Origin of the sequence: Glutamicibacter sp. JL.03c, assembly GCF_025854375.1 — a bacterium.
In the GTDB taxonomy this organism is placed as follows: domain Bacteria; phylum Actinomycetota; class Actinomycetes; order Actinomycetales; family Micrococcaceae; genus Glutamicibacter.
The window spans coordinates 1,722,650-1,742,435 of sequence record NZ_CP107575.1; the positions used below are offsets into that span (position 1 = coordinate 1,722,650).

The 19,786-nt window shown below is 58.7% G+C and carries 18 protein-coding genes; 3 read left to right on the plus strand and 15 right to left on the minus strand.

From position 1 onward, the window contains the following. Window positions 1-2 precede the first annotated feature (2 nt). From ctaD to OF385_RS07935, 4 genes are all read right to left on the minus strand, one after another. Entirely contained in the window at window positions 3-1,721 is a 1,719-nt protein-coding gene (gene ctaD, locus OF385_RS07920) for a cytochrome c oxidase subunit I (protein ID WP_264277770.1), read from the minus strand. A 5-nt stretch (window positions 1,722-1,726) separates the two neighbouring features. Next, window positions 1,727-2,650 carry a cytochrome c oxidase subunit II gene (coxB, locus tag OF385_RS07925; RefSeq protein WP_264277771.1) on the minus strand — a complete coding sequence of 308 codons (924 nt, stop codon included), beginning with the start codon at window positions 2,648-2,650 and terminating at the stop codon, window positions 1,727-1,729. A 181-nt stretch (window positions 2,651-2,831) separates the two neighbouring features. After that, window positions 2,832-3,206 (minus strand): HesB/IscA family protein, encoded by a 375-nt coding sequence (locus OF385_RS07930; RefSeq protein WP_264277772.1) that lies wholly within the window; start codon window positions 3,204-3,206, stop codon window positions 2,832-2,834. A 130-nt stretch (window positions 3,207-3,336) separates the two neighbouring features. Then, entirely contained in the window at window positions 3,337-4,746 is a 1,410-nt protein-coding gene (locus OF385_RS07935) for a dipeptidase (protein WP_264277773.1), read from the minus strand. Window positions 4,747-4,815: 69 nt separating this feature from the next. Here OF385_RS07935 and OF385_RS07940 point away from each other — a divergent pair, with 69 nt between their 5' ends. After that, entirely contained in the window at window positions 4,816-5,409 is a 594-nt protein-coding gene (locus tag OF385_RS07940; protein ID WP_264277774.1) for a DUF3043 domain-containing protein, read from the plus strand. A gap of 325 nt (window positions 5,410-5,734) precedes the next feature. On the opposite strand, the gene OF385_RS07945 is transcribed toward OF385_RS07940, so the two are convergent. Continuing rightward, window positions 5,735-6,799, minus strand: coding sequence for a quinone-dependent dihydroorotate dehydrogenase (locus OF385_RS07945; RefSeq protein WP_264277775.1), 1,065 nt, complete (start codon window positions 6,797-6,799; stop codon window positions 5,735-5,737). Window positions 6,800-6,859: 60 nt separating this feature from the next. On the opposite strand from OF385_RS07945, the gene OF385_RS07950 reads away from it, so the two are divergent. Beyond that, window positions 6,860-7,900 carry an alpha/beta hydrolase gene (locus OF385_RS07950; RefSeq protein WP_264277776.1) on the plus strand — a complete coding sequence of 347 codons (1,041 nt, stop codon included), beginning with the start codon at window positions 6,860-6,862 and terminating at the stop codon, window positions 7,898-7,900. A gap of 3 nt (window positions 7,901-7,903) precedes the next feature. On the opposite strand, the gene OF385_RS07955 is transcribed toward OF385_RS07950, so the two are convergent. The 7 genes from OF385_RS07955 to OF385_RS07985 all read right to left on the minus strand — a co-directional run bounded on the left by OF385_RS07955 (window position 7,904) and on the right by OF385_RS07985 (window position 15,371). Then, entirely contained in the window at window positions 7,904-8,638 is a 735-nt protein-coding gene (locus OF385_RS07955) for an isoprenyl transferase (protein WP_264277777.1), read from the minus strand. Between the two features lie 68 nt (window positions 8,639-8,706). After that, window positions 8,707-9,456, minus strand: coding sequence for a DNA repair protein RecO (recO, locus tag OF385_RS07960; protein WP_264277778.1), 750 nt, complete (start codon window positions 9,454-9,456; stop codon window positions 8,707-8,709). Between the two features lie 143 nt (window positions 9,457-9,599). Further along, the gene (gene leuA / locus OF385_RS07965; protein WP_264277779.1) at window positions 9,600-11,342 is read right to left on the minus strand and encodes a 2-isopropylmalate synthase; all 1,743 of its coding nucleotides are present in this window, start codon (window positions 11,340-11,342) and stop codon (window positions 9,600-9,602) included. Window positions 11,343-11,626: 284 nt separating this feature from the next. Beyond that, entirely contained in the window at window positions 11,627-12,589 is a 963-nt protein-coding gene (era, locus tag OF385_RS07970; RefSeq protein ID WP_264277780.1) for a GTPase Era, read from the minus strand. After that, window positions 12,573-13,868, minus strand: coding sequence for a hemolysin family protein (locus OF385_RS07975; protein ID WP_264277781.1), 1,296 nt, complete (start codon window positions 13,866-13,868; stop codon window positions 12,573-12,575). The genes era and OF385_RS07975 overlap by 17 nt, the downstream gene beginning before the upstream one ends. 4 nt (window positions 13,869-13,872) lie before the next feature. Further along, window positions 13,873-14,346, minus strand: coding sequence for an rRNA maturation RNase YbeY (ybeY, locus tag OF385_RS07980; RefSeq protein ID WP_264277782.1), 474 nt, complete (start codon window positions 14,344-14,346; stop codon window positions 13,873-13,875). Beyond that, window positions 14,343-15,371 (minus strand): PhoH family protein, encoded by a 1,029-nt coding sequence (locus OF385_RS07985; protein WP_264277783.1) that lies wholly within the window; start codon window positions 15,369-15,371, stop codon window positions 14,343-14,345. Before OF385_RS07985 ends, ybeY begins: the two co-directional genes overlap by 4 nt. 410 nt (window positions 15,372-15,781) lie before the next feature. Between OF385_RS07985 and OF385_RS07990 the strand changes: the two genes are divergently transcribed. Beyond that, window positions 15,782-16,594: a GerMN domain-containing protein gene (locus OF385_RS07990; RefSeq protein ID WP_264277784.1), complete on the plus strand. Its 813-nt coding sequence runs from the start codon at window positions 15,782-15,784 to the stop codon at window positions 16,592-16,594. Window positions 16,595-16,679: 85 nt separating this feature from the next. On the opposite strand, the gene OF385_RS07995 is transcribed toward OF385_RS07990, so the two are convergent. The 3 genes from OF385_RS07995 to hrcA form a co-directional block, all read right to left on the minus strand. Then, entirely contained in the window at window positions 16,680-17,453 is a 774-nt protein-coding gene (locus tag OF385_RS07995) for a 16S rRNA (uracil(1498)-N(3))-methyltransferase (RefSeq protein WP_264277785.1), read from the minus strand. Window positions 17,454-17,455: 2 nt separating this feature from the next. Beyond that, on the minus strand, window positions 17,456-18,583 hold the full coding sequence (gene dnaJ / locus OF385_RS08000; RefSeq protein ID WP_264277786.1) for a molecular chaperone DnaJ: 1,128 nt from the start codon (window positions 18,581-18,583) through the stop codon (window positions 17,456-17,458). A gap of 65 nt (window positions 18,584-18,648) precedes the next feature. Further along, window positions 18,649-19,662 (minus strand): heat-inducible transcriptional repressor HrcA, encoded by a 1,014-nt coding sequence (hrcA, locus tag OF385_RS08005; RefSeq protein WP_264277787.1) that lies wholly within the window; start codon window positions 19,660-19,662, stop codon window positions 18,649-18,651. Window positions 19,663-19,786 lie beyond the last annotated feature (124 nt).

A 19,786-nucleotide genomic window follows, 5' to 3' on the forward strand; every position in this document is an offset into this window, starting at 1 on the left:
CTTTACAGGTCCTTCTGATCAGCAGGGCCAAAGATCTTTGCAACCGGAGATTCTGGGGTAACGCGACCGCTCAGTTCCGGGTGGTGCAGATCCAAAGCTGGACGCTCCGAACGGATGCGAGGAATCGAGTGGAAGTTGTGGCGTGGTGGCGGGCAAGAGGTAGCCCATTCCAGCGAGGCGCCGAAGCCCCATGGATCATCAACTTCAACCTTCTTGCCGTAGCGGAAGGTGGTCCATACGTTCCAGAAGAACGGAATCATCGATGCGCCCAAGATGAACGCGAAGACGGTCGAAACCTGGTTCATGGTGGTGAAGCCATCTTCAGGCATGTAGTCGGCGTAACGACGTGGCATACCCATGACGCCCAGCCAGTGCTGGATCAGGAACGTTCCGTGGAAGCCGGTGAACAGCATCCAGAAGTGGATCTTGCCCAGACGCTCGTTGAGCATCTTGCCGGTCCATTTTGGCCACCAGAAGTAGAAGCCGGCGAACATGGCGAATACCACGGTACCGAAGACCACGTAGTGGAAGTGTGCCACCACGAAGTAGGAGTCAGATACGTGGAAGTCCAGTGCAGGAGCGGAGAGGATAATACCGGTCAAACCACCGAACAAGAAGGTGATCATGAAGCCGATGCTCCACAGCATTGGGGTTTCGAAGGTAATCGAGCCGCGCCACAGGGTACCGATCCAGTTGAAGAACTTCACACCGGTTGGCACTGCGATCAGCATGGTCATGAAGCCGAAGAACGGGAGCATGACCGAGCCGGTGACGTACATGTGGTGAGCCCACACGGATACCGACAGCGCAGCGATCGAGATGGTCGCGAAGACCAGACCCTTGTAGCCGAAGATCGGCTTGCGGCTGAAGACCGGGAAGATCTCCGAGACGATACCGAAGAACGGCAGCGCGATGATGTAAACCTCAGGGTGTCCGAAGAACCAGAACAGGTGCTGCCACAGGACGGCACCACCGTTCTCCGGGTCGAAGATGTGTGCACCAAAGCGGCGATCAGCACCCAGTGCGAACAGCGCAGCTGCCAGCGGCGGGAAAGCCATCAGGACCAGCAACGAGGTGATCAAGGTGTTCCACGAGAAGATCGACATGCGCCACATGGTCATGCCAGGGGCACGCAGGCAGATGATCGTGGTGATGAAGTTAACGGCACCCAGAATGGTACCGAAGCCCGACAGTGCCAGACCGAAGACCCAGAGGTCTCCACCGACACCTGGCGAGAAGGTGGTGTTCGACAGCGGAGCGTATGCGAACCAACCGAAGCTAGCTGCACCCTGCGGGGTGAGGTAGCCGGCCAGAGCGATAACGGAGCCCATGGCGAAGAACCAGAAAGCCAGCGCGTTCAGACGTGGGAAGGCCACATCCGGGGAGCCGATCTGCAATGGCATCATGACGTTTGCGAAGCCAGCGAAGAGCGGGGTTGCGAACATCAGCAGCATGACGGTGCCGTGCATAGTGAACAGCTGGTTGTACTGTTCCTTGGTCTGCAGGATCTGCATACCTGGTTCGAACAGCTCTGCACGTATCAGCAGCGCCATGACGCCACCAATGCAGAACATGACGAACGAAGTGATCAGGTACATGTACCCGATCTTCTTGTGGTCGGTCGAAGTGATGTAGTCGACGAAAAGGCGACCCTTCGACTTCGGCACCACGGCTGGGGCAATCGACTTGACGTCGTCAGTTGCGTATTCAAACGTAGTCATCGTGATTACTCTCCTTCCCCGTGCTCTACTACTACACCGTTAACCGTGTCCGGCTGGCGGTCGTATTCTTCGCCGATGTGTCCATCGTCCATCTTGGCGAGCTGAGCCTTGAACTCTGCGTCGCTGACGACCTTCACGTTGAAGAGCATTTCGGAGTGGTACTCGCCGCAAAGCTCGGCGCACTTTCCGTCATAGCTACCTTCAACCTGGGGAGTCAGGTAGATGTGGTTGGTCTTGCCCGGGATCATGTCCAGCTTCTGCAAGAAGGCTGGGACCCAGAACGAGTGGATGACATCGCGGCTGTTCAGATCCAGCTGTACCGACTTGCCTGCTGGCAAGTACAAGGTAGGCAGTTCTTCGCGAGCGCCTTCCGAGCCATCGGTGTGCAAGTGGGCCTGGGTGCCGGCGAAATGCTTCTCAGTGCCCTGGTAGGTGTAGTTGAAGTCCCAAGACCACTGCTTGGCTCGAACGTCTACTACGACCTCGGAATCAACAGGCTTGTTGATGCTCTTTTCCAGGGTGTTGTTGAAGCTAAAGAAGACTAGAACAAGGACCAAAGGAATGGCCGTGTAGAAGATCTCCAATGGCATGTTGTAGCTCAGCTGGCGTGGGTAACCGGTGTCGGTCTTGCGGCGACGGTAGGCGATGATGCACCAAAGCATCAAGCCCCAAGTCAAAATACCGATGACAACCACGGCGATCCACGAGTGAACCCAGAAATCCTGGATTGCAGCAGTGTGGTTAGTGGTGTCACGCTCCACGTTTGGGAGCCAACCGCGTTTAGCCTCCGCTGAACATCCCGTCAACAGCAGCGCGCCAGTGCCGACTAAAGCCAGAACTTTGGCTTTAGCAGACCCGCGACTGCCGGTTCGGTCTTGCGAACTCACAGACGGCCCTTCCTCTTTGTTGGTGCAGAATGTGGTCTTCATAAGTCACCTCGTGGTTTAACGAGTTGCACGGTGAGGTGGCTCACGAAGGGAAACATAGTTTTACTACTTAACGTAGAGCTTACCCTCTTCGGGGTCAGAATGCCGAAAAACGCCGCTGTTCTAACGAGAAATTTCTTCAACGTTTGAACAGCGGCGTTAGTTCCCTTGGGCCTAGTGGTTCCTAGTGGAAGGAATCTCCGCAGGCGCAGGAGCCGGAAGCCGAAGGGTTGTCGATGGTGAAGCCCTGCTTCGAAATGGTGTCTTCGAAGTCGATCGAAGCGCCAGCAAGGTAAGGAACGCTCATCTTGTCGACGATGACCTCTACGCCGTCGAAGTTCCGAACAGCGTCTCCCTCGAGCATGCGCTCATCGAAATAAAGCTGGTAAATCAGGCCCGAGCAACCGCCTGGCTGCACGGCGATGCGCAGACGCAAGTCGTCGCGACCTTCCTGTTCCAACAGCGAACGCACCTTTTCGGCGGCCACATCGGAAATGTTTACCTCGTGGGTTGGCAACTCGCTTGGGTCACCCTTGGTTTGCTCAACAGCTGCAGTCATGATTTCCTCCCATACTGCTCGTTGTGGCTTCAGCCTCAAATTAACTCCGAGGATTCGCCCCTGTTCTTGCTACTATCCTACGTCGCAACCGCTAGGATTTCTCCCCCTGTGTCACGGCATATGACACGCCTCATAGTCCTTCGGCGTTGAACCTGGCCAGCAACAGCGCCTCAGCTTCAATTGCATGCTTGAAGTCGCCCAGATGCAACGATTCATTGGCTGAGTGGGCTCGTGAATCTGGATCTTCAACACCGGTCACAAGGATCTGAGCTTGTGGGAAGACCTCCAGCAAGTCAGCGATGAATGGAATCGACCCACCCAGCCCCATATTCACTGGTGCAACTCCCCAGGCCTGTTCAAGTGCCCAGCGTGCGGCGTCGTTCGCCGAAGCATCCAAATTGGCCTTGTAGGCATTTCCAGCTTCGGTGGCCCGGAAATCTACCTTCGCACCGCGCAGATCCACTCCATTCACATGCTCCTCCAGCGCTTGCAGTGCCTTGGCCGGATCCTGTCCCGGTGCTAGCCGCATCGAAACCTTGAATCTCGTTCGAGGAATCAGGGTATTCGACGACTGGTCAACGTTAGGGATATCCATTCCAATGACGCTCAGAGCTGGTTTATTCCATAAGCGATCGGTGATTTTCCCGGTTCCCGCCAAGTTGAAGGAATCAAGGACCCCGGAATCATTGCGGAATTGGGCCTCGTCGAAGTCGACTTCGGCGGAATCACTGGCAACAAGGCCCTTGATGGCAACAGAGCCATCCTCATTGTGGAATGTCGATATGAGCTTTGCTGCAAGCAAGGGGGAATCCAGGACCGGGCCGCCGAACATTCCCGAATGGACCGCATGCTTCAGCGAGCGAACAGTGATTTCCGCCGCGCACATGCCACGGAGCGAGCTGGTCAGCGCTGGGGTGCCAACGGCCCAGTTGCTGGAATCAGCGACAACGATGACATCGGCAGCAAGCTTGTCCTGATGCGCTTCGAGGAAGTTGCGGAATGACGGTGATCCTGCTTCCTCCTCCCCCTCGAAGAAGTAAGTGACGCCGACCCCGAAGTCCGAGACAAGATCCAAGACGGCGCGCAATGCGGCAATGTGAACCATGATTCCAGCTTTGTCGTCTGCCGCGCCTCGGCCAAAGAGTCGCTCGCCGATTTGTGTTGCCTCGAAAACTGGGGTGTTCCAATCCTCGGCATTGCCCGGAGGCTGTACGTCGTGGTGTGCGTACAAGAGTACGGTCGGCTTGCCAGGGGCAGCCTTGCGGCGGGCCACGACGGCGGGCGCGCCCATTGCGCCGTTTTCTGCTGGCTCGCGCAGGATATCAACGCTTTCCATGCCGGCATTCTTGGCGAGTTCAGCTACGGCTTGGGCTGACTTCTCAAGATTCTGCGGGTCGAAGGATTCCCAGGCGATGCTTGGGATGGCGACTAAGGCCTTGAGTTCTTCGAGGATCCGCTCGAAGTTCGCATCGATATGGCCCTTGAGTGCTGAAATATCGACGCCATTCTTGGCGGCGTCGAAGAGTGAATTTGTGCTCATGGTTTCAGCCTAGCAATTCATTGCGTATCGAATGTCACGCGACAAGCTAATTCCGGCTAGGATAGAGGGGTGTTTGGACGTAAGAAGGATGAACCTCAATCCCCCGTAAATGTACAGCCCGTAGAGCAGGCATCGGAATCATCCGACGGCCGCAAGTCGGGGCCAACGCCCAAGCGCAGTGCGCAGCAGGCGAACCGTCAGCGACCCCTGGTTCCGACGGATCGGAAGGCAGCCAAGGAGGCCGAGCGCCAGCAGCGCATTGAAGCTCAGAATCGCCTGCGCATTGCCAATGAAACCGGTGACGAACGCTACCTGATGCCACGCGATAAGGGTGAGCAGAAGCGCTACACCCGCAATTTCATCGATGCTCGTTGGATGTTCGGCGAGTTCATGATGTTCATCATCTTGGCCTTCCTCGTGGTCTCGCTGGTCTTCCAGAAGAACCTGCAGGTTCAGGTGTTCGTCCAGCTGGCATTGTGGGTCGTGATTGCCTTGATCATCCTCGAAGCCATCTTCACGTCGATCGTGTTGAAGCGTCGCTTGGTGGCCAAATTCGGTCATATGGAGCGTGGTGTTCGCATGTATGCGGCGATGCGTGGCATGCAGTTCCGCAAGCTGCGCTTGCCAAAGCCGCAGGTTGCGCGCGGAGCGAAGATCGACTGATTCTCCATAGCTTTTAGAAGGAGCAAGCCCTGATGGGTTTGCTCCTTTTCTTATGCCAGCGAACCAATGAAAACACAATTTAAAGCTTGTAGATAAGTTTACAATGTTTATTGCCGTGAATGATTGAGAGTTTCGGAAAGGGTGATTGGCGGAGGTCCTCCACTGCCAGCCAGTTCCATTCGGGGTTGTTGACGGTTCTACAAGGCCGGACCCAGATTCGAATGGATGTTTTTCGTATGGACGTAAACGAAAGGTGGGGCTGGAGAACCTTGGAGTTCTCCTGCCCCACCATCATGAGGGTAGGCAGTGGGCCTGAGCCACTGGATTAGAGCAAGCGCTCCAAGCCCTTGTTGATGCAGCGTGCCCAGAATGGGCCTTCGTACAAGAATGCGGTGTATCCCTGAACGAGATCTGCACCTGCGTCCAGGCGGTCCTTGACGTCTTGCGCGTTCTCCACGCCGCCCACGGCGATCAGCGCCATTTCCGCGGGAACAAGAGAACGCAACTGGCGCAGTACAGCCAGGGAACGCTCTTTCAGTGGCGCCCCGGACAATCCGCCTGCACCAATTTCCTCGACCTTGGCCGAGTCGCTGGTCAACCCATCGCGGGCGATGGTGGTGTTGGTGGCGATGATCCCGTCTAGCTCGAGCTCGATGGCCAGCTGCGCAACGTCGGCGACGTCCTCATCGCTGAGGTCCGGCGCGATCTTGACCAGCAAAGGAATATGGCGGCCGGAAACCTTGTCCGCAAGCTGGCCGACTTCCGTCAGCAGCGGACGCAAGGATTCAACGCTTTGCAGCAGCCGAAGACCAGGGGTGTTCGGGCTGGATACATTGACCACCAGGTAATCCGCGTGGATAGCCAGCTGGCGCGTGGAGGTCAAGTAGTCCCCCACCGCGTCCTCGAGCTCCACCACCTTGGTCTTGCCGATGTTCACGCCGATGACGGGCCGGGTCTGCGAATAGTCCCCCTTCAACCGCTGGCGTGCAGTGGCAACACGTGCAGCGACGCGCTCGGCACCTTCATTGTTGAATCCCATGCGATTAATGACTGCGCGATCTTCAACGAGTCGGAAAAGGCGGGGCTGTGGATTGCCCGGCTGAGCTTGCCCGGTGACAGTGCCGATTTCAACGTGGCCGAAACCAATGTCGCTGAGCGCGACAATTCCGGTAGCGCCCTTGTCGAAACCCGCTGCCAAACCAAAAGGTGACGGGAACTCAATGCCCATGACCGTACGCTTCAGTTTTGGAGAAGGTGCGAAAAATTTGCGGGCCACTTTAGTCAGGCCGGCACGCTGCGCAACCTTGATGGCGTTAAAAGCAAAATGATGAGCCTGTTCAGGATCCATTTTGGTGAATACGTGCTTGAAGACCAATGGGTATATGCGCATGATTTCATTTTCCCGTGAAGGACCCAAAACAGACAACTTGAGATAGGTAGTATTCAACATATGAAGGAGCAGATCATTCCGGTAAGCGACTCGTGGCCTGACTATCTGTCTTCGACGCCGGCCGGTGAATGGATACAAGATCTTTTGGGGCCGGGCTTTGAACAGCAAACTCTGGATTTCGGGATGGATGCCGAAGGGCCAGCGATCGCGACCATGGTTCGCTACCGTCCTCTAGGATTCCGGAAGCGGCTGGGACGCAAGGCCGAAGGCGTGGTGCTCAGTGTCCATGGGTGGAGTGACTATTTCTATAACCGGGAACTAGCCACTTTCTGGCACTCACGTGGTTACCATTTCTACGCCATTGATCTGCGGCGGCATGGCAGGAGCCTTCGCGAAGAACACCAATTGCCAGGGTATGTTGACGATTTGGCGAGCTTCGATGAGGATCTTGACGCGGCGATGAAGGTCATCAGATCGGAGCACCCTCACCTGCCCATAGTTGCGCAAGGCCATTCGACAGGCGGACTGATCCTCAGCCTATGGCTCGCGCGTACCGCCCCTGAAATCAAAGCGCTAATTCTGAACTCCCCTTGGCTGGAGTTCCAGGGAACAGCATTCTTGCGCATACCTATACATGGGCTCATGGACGCGATCACGCGCACCAATCCGCGCCGCAAACTCATGGGTCCCGAGTTCGACCACTACTGGCAATCATTGAGCACCCATGCCCATGGCGAATGGGACGTGCACAGGCTCTGGCGTCCGAGATTGGCGTTTCCTAATACTGCTGGCTGGCTCAAGACCATCTTCGAGGGCCATGCCTTGGTAGCGAAAGGGCTCGACATCGACGTGCCGATCCTCGTCATGACTTCGGACAAAACGCGTATCGGCACGAGCTACACTCCAGAGATGCAGCACTGCGATTCGGTGCTCGACGTGCAGCAAACCCGGCTCCGTGCAGGAAAACTGGGAAGCTTCGTGACTTTGTGCGAAGTCCCCGGAGCCATGCACGAGGTCTTCACCTCGGCTGGGCCGGCCAGAGCTACCGCCTACCGCGATCTGGCATTATGGTTGCGCATGATCCGCGGCGCCCGGGCATAAGGCTCAGGCCTGCGGCTTGTCCACTGCTCCACCATAACGGCGGTCGCGTTTGGCGTACTCCTCCACGGCAGTGAAAAGGGTTCGCCGGTCTACGTCGGGCCAGAGCTGGTCGAGGAAGACCATCTCTGCGTAGGCCGACTGCCAGAGCAGGAAATTGCTGGTGCGTTGTTCACCACTCGTGCGCAGGAATAGATCTACGTCTGGCAACTCTGGGGCATGCAGATACTTCGCAACGGTTTTCTCCCCCACTGCGCTGGCACGCAGCTTGCCCGCGGCGACGTCCTTGGCAATGGCGCTGACCGCATCGCCGATTTCCGCGCGTCCGCCGTAGTTGACGCACATTGTCAGCTGGCAGCCCTGGTTGGCTGCGGTAAGGTCCTCAGCAGCGCGCAGTTCGTTGATCACGGACTTCCATAGCTTGGGTTCTCGACCAGACCAGCGAATGCGCACGCCCCAGGAATTCAAGGTATCGCGCTGGCGGCGGAGAACATCACGGGAAAAGCCCATCAGGAAGCGAACCTCGTCTGGGCTTCGCTTCCAATTTTCAGTGGAGAAGGCATAAACCGACACATATTTAATGCCCATCTCGACCGCTCCGGCCATCACGTCGAGCAGGGCCGCCTCACCAGCGCGGTGGCCCTCGGTGCGAGGCAAGCCGCGCTGGTTGGCCCAGCGTCCGTTGCCATCCATCACAATCGCCACGTGTTCAGGAATGAGTTCACGTGGGATGGAGGGCATTTGGGGATTCGCTGGATGGGCGAATGGCGCAACGGGGCCGCGGCGGCCGGTGATTTTCGGAAGTTTCTTCAATTTCTCTCCACGAGACGTAGGGAATTCACTGCACGCTCAAGGTGCCACTGCAAGTAGTTTGCCACGATGTCCGCGGCCTGCTTCCGCGCCCGAGGTCCCGCCTCGGCCACAATGGCCCAATCGCCTTCAAGCAGCGCTTGCAGGTATTCAATCGTGATCGGGTGGGGAGACAGGGAACCAGATGGCCGGCAATCCGGACACACGACACCACCGAGCTGGATGTGCACAGCTTGATGCGGCCCGGGCTTGCCGCACTTGACGCAATCGGTGAACGAAGGGGCCCAGCCTGCTACCGACAGGGCCCGCAAGATATAGGAATCCAGGACGGCACCGGAATCCACGCGCTGCTTGGAGAGCAGGGCGATGGCCCCGTGGAATAGCCGGTATTGCTGCTGGGTAGAGTCGCCTTCGGCTTCGAGCAGCTTTTCAGCAATCTCTGCCATGGCATTGGCTACGGTGTAGCTTGGATAATCGGCCACCAGGAGGTGCCCGTAGGAATTTCGAAGTTGCGCTTGGGACACGATGTCCAAGTTCCGTCCCATCACCAGCAGGGCTTCGACTTCCATGAATGGTTCCAGGGTCGCGCCCAAGCGTGAGGAGGTGCGGCGGACTCCCTTGGCTACGGCACGAACAATGCCCTTGGGAGTTAGCAGGGTGATGATGCGATCGGCCTCGCCCAGTTTGTGGGTACGCAAAACCAGGCCACGCGTGTGGTAGCTCTTGGAGGCAAAACCCGATCTGGACACGGAGAATATTCTCCCACTACTGCGTTCAAAGTGCGCAATCCGCGCGACGATGGGTGTCGTGGTGTTTTAAGACAGCAGTGCGCGCTGTGGTTCAGGCCTGGTCTGAGCCACAGCGCGCACTGCTCCGCCGCTTATCGGATTATTCAGGCAGCGTCACGGATGGCACGGTTCACGGCCGAAACAACAGCCTTCAGGGCGGCAATGTTTGTGTTGGTATCCATGCCGATGCCCCACAGGATTCGGTCACCCACGGCGCATTCAACGAAGGCCGCAGCACTCGCGTTGCCGCCTTCGCTCATCGCGTGCTCGGTGTAGTCCAGCACGCGCAGGTCAACACCGTCATCGTTGAGCATCTTCACCAGTGCCGAGAGCGGGCCGTTGCCCTGGGCAGTGCGCTCATGGGCAATGCCGTCGATAATCAGCTTGGTATCCAGCTGGAAGCTGCCGTCTTCAGCGGAAGTGGCCGTCGCAGACGCGATCTCATAGTAGCCCCATGGCTCCAAGCCGGAATCCTTGGGAGCTGGCAGGTACTCATCCTGGAAGACACTCCAGATGCGCTCCGAGGAGATCTCGCCGCCTTCGGTATCGGTCTTGCGCTGGATCACGCCGGAGAACTCGATCTGCGCGCGGCGCGGCAAGTCCAAGTTGTAGTCGTTCTTCAGCAGGTAGGCGACGCCGCCCTTGCCGGACTGCGAGTTCACGCGGATCACGGCCTCGTAGGAACGGCCGATGTCCTTTGGATCAATAGGCAGGTACGGGACAGCCCAGACCAGATCGTTGATGTCCTTGCCTTCAGCGCTGGCCTTGGCATCCATCGACTCCAGGCCCTTCTTGATCGCATCCTGGTGGGATCCAGAGAAGGCGGTGAAGACCAGATCGCCTCCGTACGGGCTGCGCTCCGGCACCGGCAGCTGGTTGCAGTATTCGACGGTGCGGCGGATGTGATCCATATCGGAGAAGTCGATTTCCGGATCGACGCCCTGGCCGAACAGGTTCATGCCCAGGGTGATCAGGTCGACGTTGCCGGTACGCTCGCCATTTCCGAACAGGCAGCCTTCGATGCGGTCGGCGCCGGCCAGGTAGCCGAGCTCAGCTGCGGCGACGCCGGTGCCGCGGTCGTTATGCGGGTGCAGCGAGAGGATGATCGAGTCGCGGTTGGCCAGGTTGCGGTGCATCCATTCAATGGAGTCCGCGTAGACGTTAGGGGTGGCCATTTCAACGGTGGCTGGCAGGTTCAAGATCATCTTGTTCTCCGGCGTGGCTTCCAGGACTTCGGCCACGGCTTCGGAGATGCGCTTGGCGAAAGCCAGCTCGGTACCAGTGTAGGACTCTGGCGAGTACTCGTAGGTGATCTTGGTGCCGGTCATCTGCTCTTCGTACTTCTTGCACAACCGGGCGCCCTGGACCGCGATGTCCACGATACCGTCCTCGTCCTGGCGGAAGACCACTTCGCGCTGCAGAATCGAGGTGGAGTTGTACAGGTGGACGATGGCCTGCTTGGCGCCTTCCAGCGCCTGGTAGGTGCGTTCGATCAGGTGCTCGCGGGACTGGGTCAGCACCTGGATGGTGACGTCCTCGGGGATGCGGTTGCGTTCGATGAGCTGGCGCACGAAGTCGAAATCTGTCTGGGAAGCCGATGGGAAGCCGACTTCGATTTCCTTGTAGCCCATCTGGACCAGCAAGTCGAACATCTTGTGCTTGCGCTCAGGGCTCATCGGGTCGATCAGCGCCTGGTTGCCGTCGCGCAGGTCGACCGCGCACCAGCGTGGAGCCTTGGTGATGTACTTGTCAGGCCAGGTGCGATCGGGCAGGTTGACTTCGATCTGATCCTGGAATGGAACATACTTGTGGATCGGCATGTTCGAAGATTTTTGCATGTTCTGCATTTCGGTGTGTCCCCTAGACAAAAATTGTGCTTAGTTTGTGGGGCCAGACAAGAGCTACTCCGCGACGAGGGGTCGGCCTGTAGACCACTAACGGTCCTTTGGATCCTCGCAGCGGCTAAGTAGTAGTAGAAGCTCGAAATGCACGACTTGAGCATAACACCGTGGAATCGGCGATGTTCAAACTTGTGTCGGGTCCATGTCACATTGTGGACACCGCCTTAAATGCAGGAATTCCCCGTGCACGAGCCAGGAAAACTCATGCACGGGGATCGGGTGGAAACGGGCTAGAAGCCCAACCGGCCTAGCTGCTTGGGGTCGCGCTGCCAGTCTTTGGCGACCTTGACGTGCAAGTCGAGGTACACCTTGGTGCCCAACAGCTTCTCAATGCCCTGGCGGGCGTTCGAACCTACTTCGCGCAGGCGCGAGCCGCCGCGGCCAATCACGATGGCCTTCTGGCTGGAGCGCTCAACGAACAGCGAAACATGGATGTCGATCAGCGGGTTGTTCTCGCTGCGCCCTTCGCGCGGGACCATTTCCTCAACCACAACGGCCAGCGAGTGCGGAAGCTCGTCCCGGACACCTTCCAGCGCGGCTTCGCGAATCAGCTCCGCGACCATCTTGGCCTCCGGCTCATCGGTCAGTTCGCCATCCGGGTACAGCGGCGGGCCCTTGGGCAGCTGCTCAACCAGGACATTGGCGACTTCCTGGACCTGGAATTCCTTGACTGCGGAGACCGGGACGATGGCGGCGAAACCATTCTCGCCAAAATTCTGCGTGCCCATTTCGGCGACGGCAATCAGCTGCTGGGCCAATTGTTCGCGGTCAACCAGATCTGCCTTGGTGACCAATGCGACGATCGGCTTGCGCTGCAATTGGGCGAGCTGGGTGGCAATAAACCGGTCGCCGGGGCCGATCTTCTCATTGGCCGGGATGCAGAAGCCGATAGCATCGACCTCGGACAGGGTTTCTGCCACCAGATCATTCAGGCGCTGGCCCAGCAAAGTGCGCGGGCGGTGCAGGCCCGGGGTGTCCACCAGGATCAGCTGCGCGTCGTCGCGGTGAACGATGCCTCGAATGGTGTGGCGAGTGGTCTGGGGCTTGGCCGAGGTAATAGCCACCTTCTGGCCTACCAGCGCATTGGTCAGCGTTGACTTGCCGGCATTGGGGCGCCCGACAAAGGAGGTGAATCCGGATCGGAAGTTTTCTGGCCAGCCACTGGCGGACATCAGCTTATGGTTTTCGCTCATGTGAGGAATCCTCGTCGTTCTCAATATGGTCGGATGCGTCCGTCTCCAGACGCTCTACATGGAGTTTGCCGATGCGATTTCGTCGTCCGGCCAGGGCGACCACGGTCAGCCTCAGGCCGTTGACATCGGCGGTGGACCCGAGCACCGGCACTGATTCCAGTGCCTTGGAGAGCAGGCCGCCTACGGTGTCGACGTCTTCCTCTTCAATGTGCATGTCGAAATGATCGGCGATGTCGTCGATCGCTGCGGTAGCGACCGCAAACAGCGAACCATCAGGGTTCTCGATCAGTTCGGTCCTTGACCGATCATACTCGTCGTCGATCTCTCCGACGATTTCTTCGAGCAGGTCCTCGAGGGTGACGAGGCCCGCTGTTCCGCCGTACTCGTCGATCACCACGGCCAGGTGGATCGATTCCTGCTGCAGTTCTTGCAGGAGCTCGGCCGCGGACTTGGATTCGGGCACGAAGCGCACCTTGCGTGCCAGATCCGAGAGGGTTTCTGCCTGCTGGAGCCCGTGGATCTCCCGGATGAGATCCTTGAGGTAGATGATCCCCTGGATATCGTCGGTGTCCTCGCCGATCAACGGGATGCGCGAGTATCCGGAAGCCATGAACAGGTCCATGGCGCTGTGCATGCTCTGGTCAGCGGTGAGCACGACCATGTCGGTGCGGGGCACCATCACGGAACGGACACTGGTTTCCTCGAGGTCGATTACCGAGGAAATCAGTTCCGCGGATTCCTCATCAAGGTCTTGGCCTTCTGAAGCGCGGTCCACCAGGTCGCGCAGGCGTTCCTTGCCCAGGTACCCTACTTCGTCGACTCCGCCGGGGCTCAAGGCCTTGGCGATCGAAGCGAGCCAGTTGGTGACCGGGCCGAGCACGACGCGCAGCAGGCGGACCATCGGAGCGGTATTCTGCACCACGCTCTCGGCATTGGACCGGCCGAAGCGACGCGGCGAGACGCTGACCAGCACGAATCCGAGGCCGGCCATGGCGATGGTCGCGATCAGCCCGATCAGCCATACATTGTCGATCCACTGGGCTACAAGCAATGCGATGGCTACAGCCGAGGCGGTTTCGAACCAGATTCGCCAGAACTTGATGGCCTGCGCGTGGGTTTCGGTATCGTCAAGAATCGCCGAGAGCGATTTGCCGTTGGATTCGGCACGCAGCCGTTCTGCGGCATGACGGGATAGTGCGTAGAAGGCTGAATCTGCAGCTGTCAGCACGGCGGAAATTGCCATGAAGACGAGGGCGAGAATCAGCAGAAGTATTTCCACGGGGCTATTCCACCGTTTCCTTCGGCGCGGGGCGTCCGGTGTAGGACTCGAGCAATCGACGTTGCAAAGTGAACATCTCTTCTTTTTCGTCGGGTTCCACGTGATCGAAACCCATCAGGTGCAGCAGTCCGTGAGTGGTCAGCAACAAAATTTCGTCGTGCGTGCTGTGTCCACCGGCCTTCGCCTGGGCTTCGGCAACGGTGGGGCAGATCACGATATCGCCGAGGATGCCGTTTTCACCCGGGGCGCCGGCGGTGCCTGGGCGCAGCTCATCCATCGGGAAGCTCATCACGTCGGTGGGGCCTTCGAGGTCCATCCACTCCACGTGCAGTGCGCTCATGGCCTCCTCATCGATGAAGACGACGGAAACTTCGGTCTCGGGATGCAAGAACATGGTCTTGAGGACCGAGTCCGCCAGCGCCGAGACGTCCTGGAGGTCAACTTCGTACTCGGTTTCGTTATTTACTTCGATGCTCATTTGCTGCGCCGTCCCCGGTTGTGTTCTTTGCGTCGGGTATCGTCCCAACGGTCATAGGCAGAGACGATGTCGGCGATCAGACGATGGCGGACAACGTCGGTTGAATCCAGCCGGCACACCGAGATGTCGTCGATGCCCTCAAGCACCTCGCTGGCCATGCGCAGCCCGGAGGTGGCGTTGCCAGGCAGATCGACCTGGGTGATGTCGCCGGTGACAACCATCTTCGAGCCGAAGCCGAGGCGAGTCAGGAACATCTTCATCTGCTCGCTGGTGGTGTTCTGCGCTTCATCGAGAATGACGAAGGCGTCATTAAGCGTGCGACCGCGCATGTAGGCCAGCGGCGCCACTTCGATGGTTCCGGCTTCCAGCAGCTGCGGAATGGTTTCTGGGTTCACCATGTCATGCAGGGCGTCGTAAAGCGGACGAAGGTACGGATCGATCTTCTCGGTCAAGGAGCCGGGAAGGAATCCAAGCTTCTCCCCCGCTTCGACAGCAGGCCGGGTCAGGATGATCCGGTTGACCTGCTTGTCTTGCAACGCGGCAACGGCCATGGCCATGGCCAAGAAGGTCTTGCCGGTACCTGCTGGCCCGATGCCGAAGGTAATGGTCGACTCTTCGATGGCATCCACATAGCTTTTCTGGTTGACCGTTTTGGGCCGAATGGAACGGCCACGGCCCGAGAGGATCTTCAGGCCCAGCACATCGGTGGGGGCATCCGGATTTCCTGCGCTGAGCATTTTGATGATCTGCTCGATTGTCTCCGCGCTCATCCGCGACCCACGCAATGCCAGGGATCGTGCCTCTTCGGTGACTCGTTGCGCTTTGCGAACCTGCTGGGGGTTTCCCGCGAGCACCAGAGCCTGGCCGTTAGGACGGAAATTAACTTGCGGATAGGCGCCAGAAAGGATGCGCAAAAGCTCATCATTCGGGCCCAGGGTAGCAATCATGAGTTCAGCTGTATCAAAACTAATGGTGAGCGATGCAGAATCTGAGTCCGCTTGCGTCTTATTCTGTTCAACCTGCATGCAGTGCTTGGTGCCCCTTTGGTGAGCTTGATGGTGGTGTTGCTTTGTCCTTGGTTCCATTCTATCCAGTCAACGAGTTTTCGGGTGGGAATTCAGGCCTCAGCGTAAGTCCAGAACCTGAAAGTAGTCCTAAATGAATCTATTCCTAGCAGGTCGCGAACATATAGATTTGGTTACGGATTAGTAAGTGCGGCCATTTTTGGGCAGAATTCGGCAACTCATATGGCAAGCTATGACAGCGGCTCAAAAATGAATTGCGAGCCTTATCCCCAAAAAGATTCACGGATTGGTAAGTAGTGCGGTCAAGGTTCATGCAGAAAATTCCCCGCCGAATAGGCATTGTAGGAATTACTGCTGCTCTCGTCGTCGCTGCAGGCTGTGGCCTGGCGAATCGCGAGAGCTCCTTTGAGATGCCCCAGAGCGCCAACGCCGAATCATTGAACTTGCCCAGCGCTACCGACGCTGGCGAACAGATCGGCGTCGCCACCAAGCTGCCGATCTACTGGCTTGAAAATACCGACACCGGAGTGTTCCTGTACCGCGAGTATCTGGACGACACCCGCCGCAGCGAACCCATTGGCGACGCGATTTGGACCCTGCTCTCCGCTGATCCCGCCGGACCGCATCGCTACACCCTGCTTAAGCCGGCTGACGAAATCGGCGTTTCGATCAGCAACACCAACGTCATCACCCTGGACCTTCCAGCCAAGGTGTTCAGCGCCCACCTCGATGAGGGCCTTTCGGAACGATCGATCCAGCAGCTGGTGTTCACTGCCAGCGCTGCGGCCGCGAGTTCCGGGCTGCTCGCGGGGGATTCTTCGCCGACGGTGAAGATCCTGGTGGATGGCCAGCCTAATGCGGAAGTTTTTGGCGGCTATCGAATCAAGGACGTCTACGAACGCAACGCCAAGTTCATGGCACCGATCTGGATTATTGATCCGCAGTACGGAACGGTGCTGAAGGAAGGCAAAGTCCAGATCAAGGGACGCACCACGAACTTTGATATCGGGACGTTCTATTCCCTGCAGAAAAAGGACTCCGACGGCAAGCTCACGGTGATCACTGCCCAGAAGCAGGTCATCGACGGGAAAATCGAAAAGAGCGGCGCTTTCAGCATTACCGAGCGCCTAGCCCCCGGCTCGTACAAGCTGACGTTCTGGGGCATGGAATCCGAATCCGAGGCGAAAGTCGGCGAAGTCACTTCAGATTTCACGGTGAAGTAACCACAACCAGGACATTGCCGATCTAGGCTGCAGACAAGAATTCGCGGGCACCTTCGAACAAGGTACCCGCGAATCGCTGGTTAAATCAGAGTTCGCCGAGCAAGTGGCGGATCAATACCAGGGCTGCGGGACCGGCAGTAGAAGCCCTGAGGACATGTTGTCCGAGCAGTGCGGCCTGAGCTCCAGCATCCACGAAGGCCAGCAGCTCAGCATGCGAGATCCCGCCTTCCGGCCCCACAATCATCACGACCTTTTGACCCGATTGCGCTGCAGCAAGCCACGAGGATACGTGCGCAGCGACAGCTTCGGTGGCCTGCTCATGCAGGACCAGGACCAGTGCTCCGGCTTGGACATCAGCGGCAATGGCCTTGGCCAGCTCCTTGGAACTCACTGGAGCCAGGACCTCGGGCTCGAAAGCCCGACGCGACTGCTTTTGCGCAGAGCGAACTTGGGCCCGCCACTTGGCCAGGGCCTTTTCGGTCTTAGCCGAGTTCCAGCGCACGATGGAACGGTCAGCCTGCCAGGGACGGACAGCGAGCACGCCGAGCTCTACTGCTGACTCGACAGCCTGCAGATCCCGGTCGCCCTTGGACAGGGCCTGCACCAAGGTCACAGGATGATCGCTGCCGACTTCTTGGGTCCTCTGGATGACCCTCGCGCTGAGAAGGTCCTTGCCCGTGCCCAGAACCTCGACCGTCAGCCGCATTCCTTGGCCGTCGAGCAAGTCCAGGTGCTCGCCGGCGGTGACGCGCTTGACGGTCACCGCATGGTGAGCCTCGGGGCCCGAGAGCTCCAAGGTATCTCCCGGAACCGAGTTCTGGGCCACGTCGGGGTCGATGACGAAGCTGTGATTGCTCATGCTTAGCGCTGGTTCAGCTTGTCGCGCAGTCGGGAGAACATGCCGCCGGAGTGCTCGACTCGGCCAGCTGTCAATTCCTCGCCACGAAGCTTTGCCAGCTGCTCGAGCAGGTCGCGCTGGGCGGCATCGAGCTTGGTCGGGGTCTCCACCTGAAGGTGCACGATGATATCGCCGCGCTTGCCACCACGAAGGCGAGGCACGCCAAGACCTGGCAGGGTCACGGTGTCGCCGTCCTGGGCGCCAGCATCGACATTGATCGGCTGCTCGCCGTCGAAAGTCTCGAGCTTGAGCTCGCAGCCCAGAGCGGCTGCGGTCATCGGCAGGCTCATCTTCGCGTGCAGATCGGTCTGCGCGCGTTCGAAGACCTTGTGGCGGCGCACGTCCACCTCGACGAAGAGGTTGCCGTTGGGGCCACCTCCTGGACCGGCTTCGCCCTGTCCGCGCAGCTGGATGCGGGTGCCGGAATCCACACCGGCAGGGACGTTCAGCGACTTGGAGACGTGCTCGCGCACTCGGCCCTCGCCGTTGCACTCCAGGCAAGGGTCCGGAATGGTGGTGCCGAAACCGCGGCAGGCAGCACAGGTTTCCACGGTCATCATCTGGCCGAGGAAGGAGCGCACTGGGCGCTGTACCTGACCGGCACCATGGCAGATGTCGCAGGTTACCGGACTGGTGCCCTCGCGCGTGCAGGAGCCGTTGCAGGTCTTGCAGGTGACTGCGGTTTCCATCTCCAGCGGGTACACGGTGCCCTTGACGGCGTCTTCCAGATCGATCGTGATGGTGATCAGCGCATCGCGGCCTGGCTGGGTGCGCGATGCCGGCCCCTGGGCCTGTCCCCCGCCGAAGAACTGTTCAAAGATGTCGCCGAACCCGCCGAAGCCCTGTCCGCCTCCAGCTCCGAAGCCTGGCTGGGCGTTGCCGTTTTCATCGCCGGTGGCATCGTAGTTCGAGCGCTTGGTCTGGTCGGAAAGAACCTCGTAAGCGCGGGTCACAAGCTTAAACTGCTCTGCGGCGTCCTCGCTTGGATTCACATCCGGGTGCAGCTTGCGTGCCAGCTTTCGGTAGGCGCTCTTGATTTCCTGAGGGGTCGCGTCCTTGGCAACGCCCAGGGTCTCGTAATGCGAGCTCACGTTATTCGCCGTGTCCTTTCCTATAATGCAAAATTCAAAAAATGCTTAGCGTATCGCCAGCGTGGTCAGTTCGCCAAAATCTTTGACAGGTAGCGGGCAACGGCCCGCACCGAGGCCATCGACGTCGGATAGTTCATGCGGGTCGGACCGAGCACCCCGAGCTTGTTGCGCACATCCGAACCGTACGTGGTTGCTATCACCGCCGCCTCCGATAGCTGTCCGTAGTGGTGTTCAGTGCCGATCGCCACGGCCACGCCGCGCGAATCAGCCTCAAGCTCGGAGAAGAGCTTCAGCAGCACTACCTGCTCTTCGAGGGCTTCGAGCACCGGAGTAATGCTCAACGGGAAGTCGCCCTCCACGCGGGCCAGATTCGCTGTTCCCGCCATGATGATGCGCTGCGTATTCGCCGCTTGGGCCATTTCCTCTAAGGCATGCACCACGGCATCGACCAACGGTTCGGCTTGCTGCTGCGGGCTCAAACCGGATCGCGACAGCTTGCCGCCGAGATCGGCCAGCTGCACGCCCTCAAAACTATTGAGCAGCCACAGCTTCAAATCTGCCAGTTCGGTATCCGTATACAGCCGCGGAACAGCCATCATGCGCTGATCCACGGTGCCGTTGGAAGCGATCATCACCATCAGCACTTGGGTACTGCCCAGGCTGACCAGCTCAAGGTTCTTCAGCGAAGCGGTGTCATAGTGCGGCACCTGGATCATCGCCACTTGGTTGGTCAATCGAGCCAGCAGGCGCACGGTGCTCTTGAGCATCTCATCGAGGTCCGTAGAGCTGTCCAGGATCTTGTTGATGGCGTCGCGTTCAGCCCGCGAAAGCGGCTTGAGCTCGCCGATCTCATCGACAAAGCGCCGATAGCCCTTCTCGGTCGGGATCCGGCCTGATGAGGTGTGCGGAGCCGCGATGAGCCCCTCTTCCTCGAGCAGGGCCATGTCATTTCTGATTGTGGCCGCGCTGACGCCAAGATTGTGCCGATCAAGCAGCGCCTTGGATCCAACCGGTTCACGGGACTGGACGTAGTCTTCCACGATGGCGCGCAAAACATCCAAACGCCGAAGCTCACTCACAACGCCACCTCCTTGGAATCCCTGTCAGAAGGGTTTGGCACTCTAACCTGTCAAGTGCCAAGTCTAATACGTTCATCGGTTGCTAGCATTGGTTTTCGAGCTTATTCGATCACAGCGAAAGGCA

Bases quoted from the DNA above. Each gene is read 5' to 3' on its own strand.
- OF385_RS07935 (WP_264277773.1), bottom strand. From the start codon at position 4,746: ATGAGCACAAATTCACTCTTCGACGCCGCCAAGAATGGCGTCGATATT.
- OF385_RS07990 (WP_264277784.1), top strand. From the start codon at position 15,782: ATGCCCCAGAGCGCCAACGCCGAATCATTGAACTTGCCCAGCGCTACC.
- OF385_RS07955 (WP_264277777.1), bottom strand. From the start codon at position 8,638: ATGCCCTCCATCCCACGTGAACTCATTCCTGAACACGTGGCGATTGTG.
- OF385_RS07950 (WP_264277776.1), top strand. From the start codon at position 6,860: ATGAAGGAGCAGATCATTCCGGTAAGCGACTCGTGGCCTGACTATCTG.
- OF385_RS07985 (WP_264277783.1), bottom strand. From the start codon at position 15,371: ATGCAGGTTGAACAGAATAAGACGCAAGCGGACTCAGATTCTGCATCG.
- ctaD (WP_264277770.1), bottom strand. From the start codon at position 1,721: ATGACTACGTTTGAATACGCAACTGACGACGTCAAGTCGATTGCCCCA.
- ybeY (WP_264277782.1), bottom strand. From the start codon at position 14,346: ATGAGCATCGAAGTAAATAACGAAACCGAGTACGAAGTTGACCTCCAG.
- leuA (WP_264277779.1), bottom strand. From the start codon at position 11,342: ATGCAGAACATGCAAAAATCTTCGAACATGCCGATCCACAAGTATGTT.
- coxB (WP_264277771.1), bottom strand. From the start codon at position 2,650: ATGAAGACCACATTCTGCACCAACAAAGAGGAAGGGCCGTCTGTGAGT.
- OF385_RS07945 (WP_264277775.1), bottom strand. From the start codon at position 6,799: ATGCGCATATACCCATTGGTCTTCAAGCACGTATTCACCAAAATGGAT.
- OF385_RS07930 (WP_264277772.1), bottom strand. From the start codon at position 3,206: ATGACTGCAGCTGTTGAGCAAACCAAGGGTGACCCAAGCGAGTTGCCA.
- OF385_RS07995 (WP_264277785.1), bottom strand. From the start codon at position 17,453: ATGAGCAATCACAGCTTCGTCATCGACCCCGACGTGGCCCAGAACTCG.
- era (WP_264277780.1), bottom strand. From the start codon at position 12,589: ATGAGCGAAAACCATAAGCTGATGTCCGCCAGTGGCTGGCCAGAAAAC.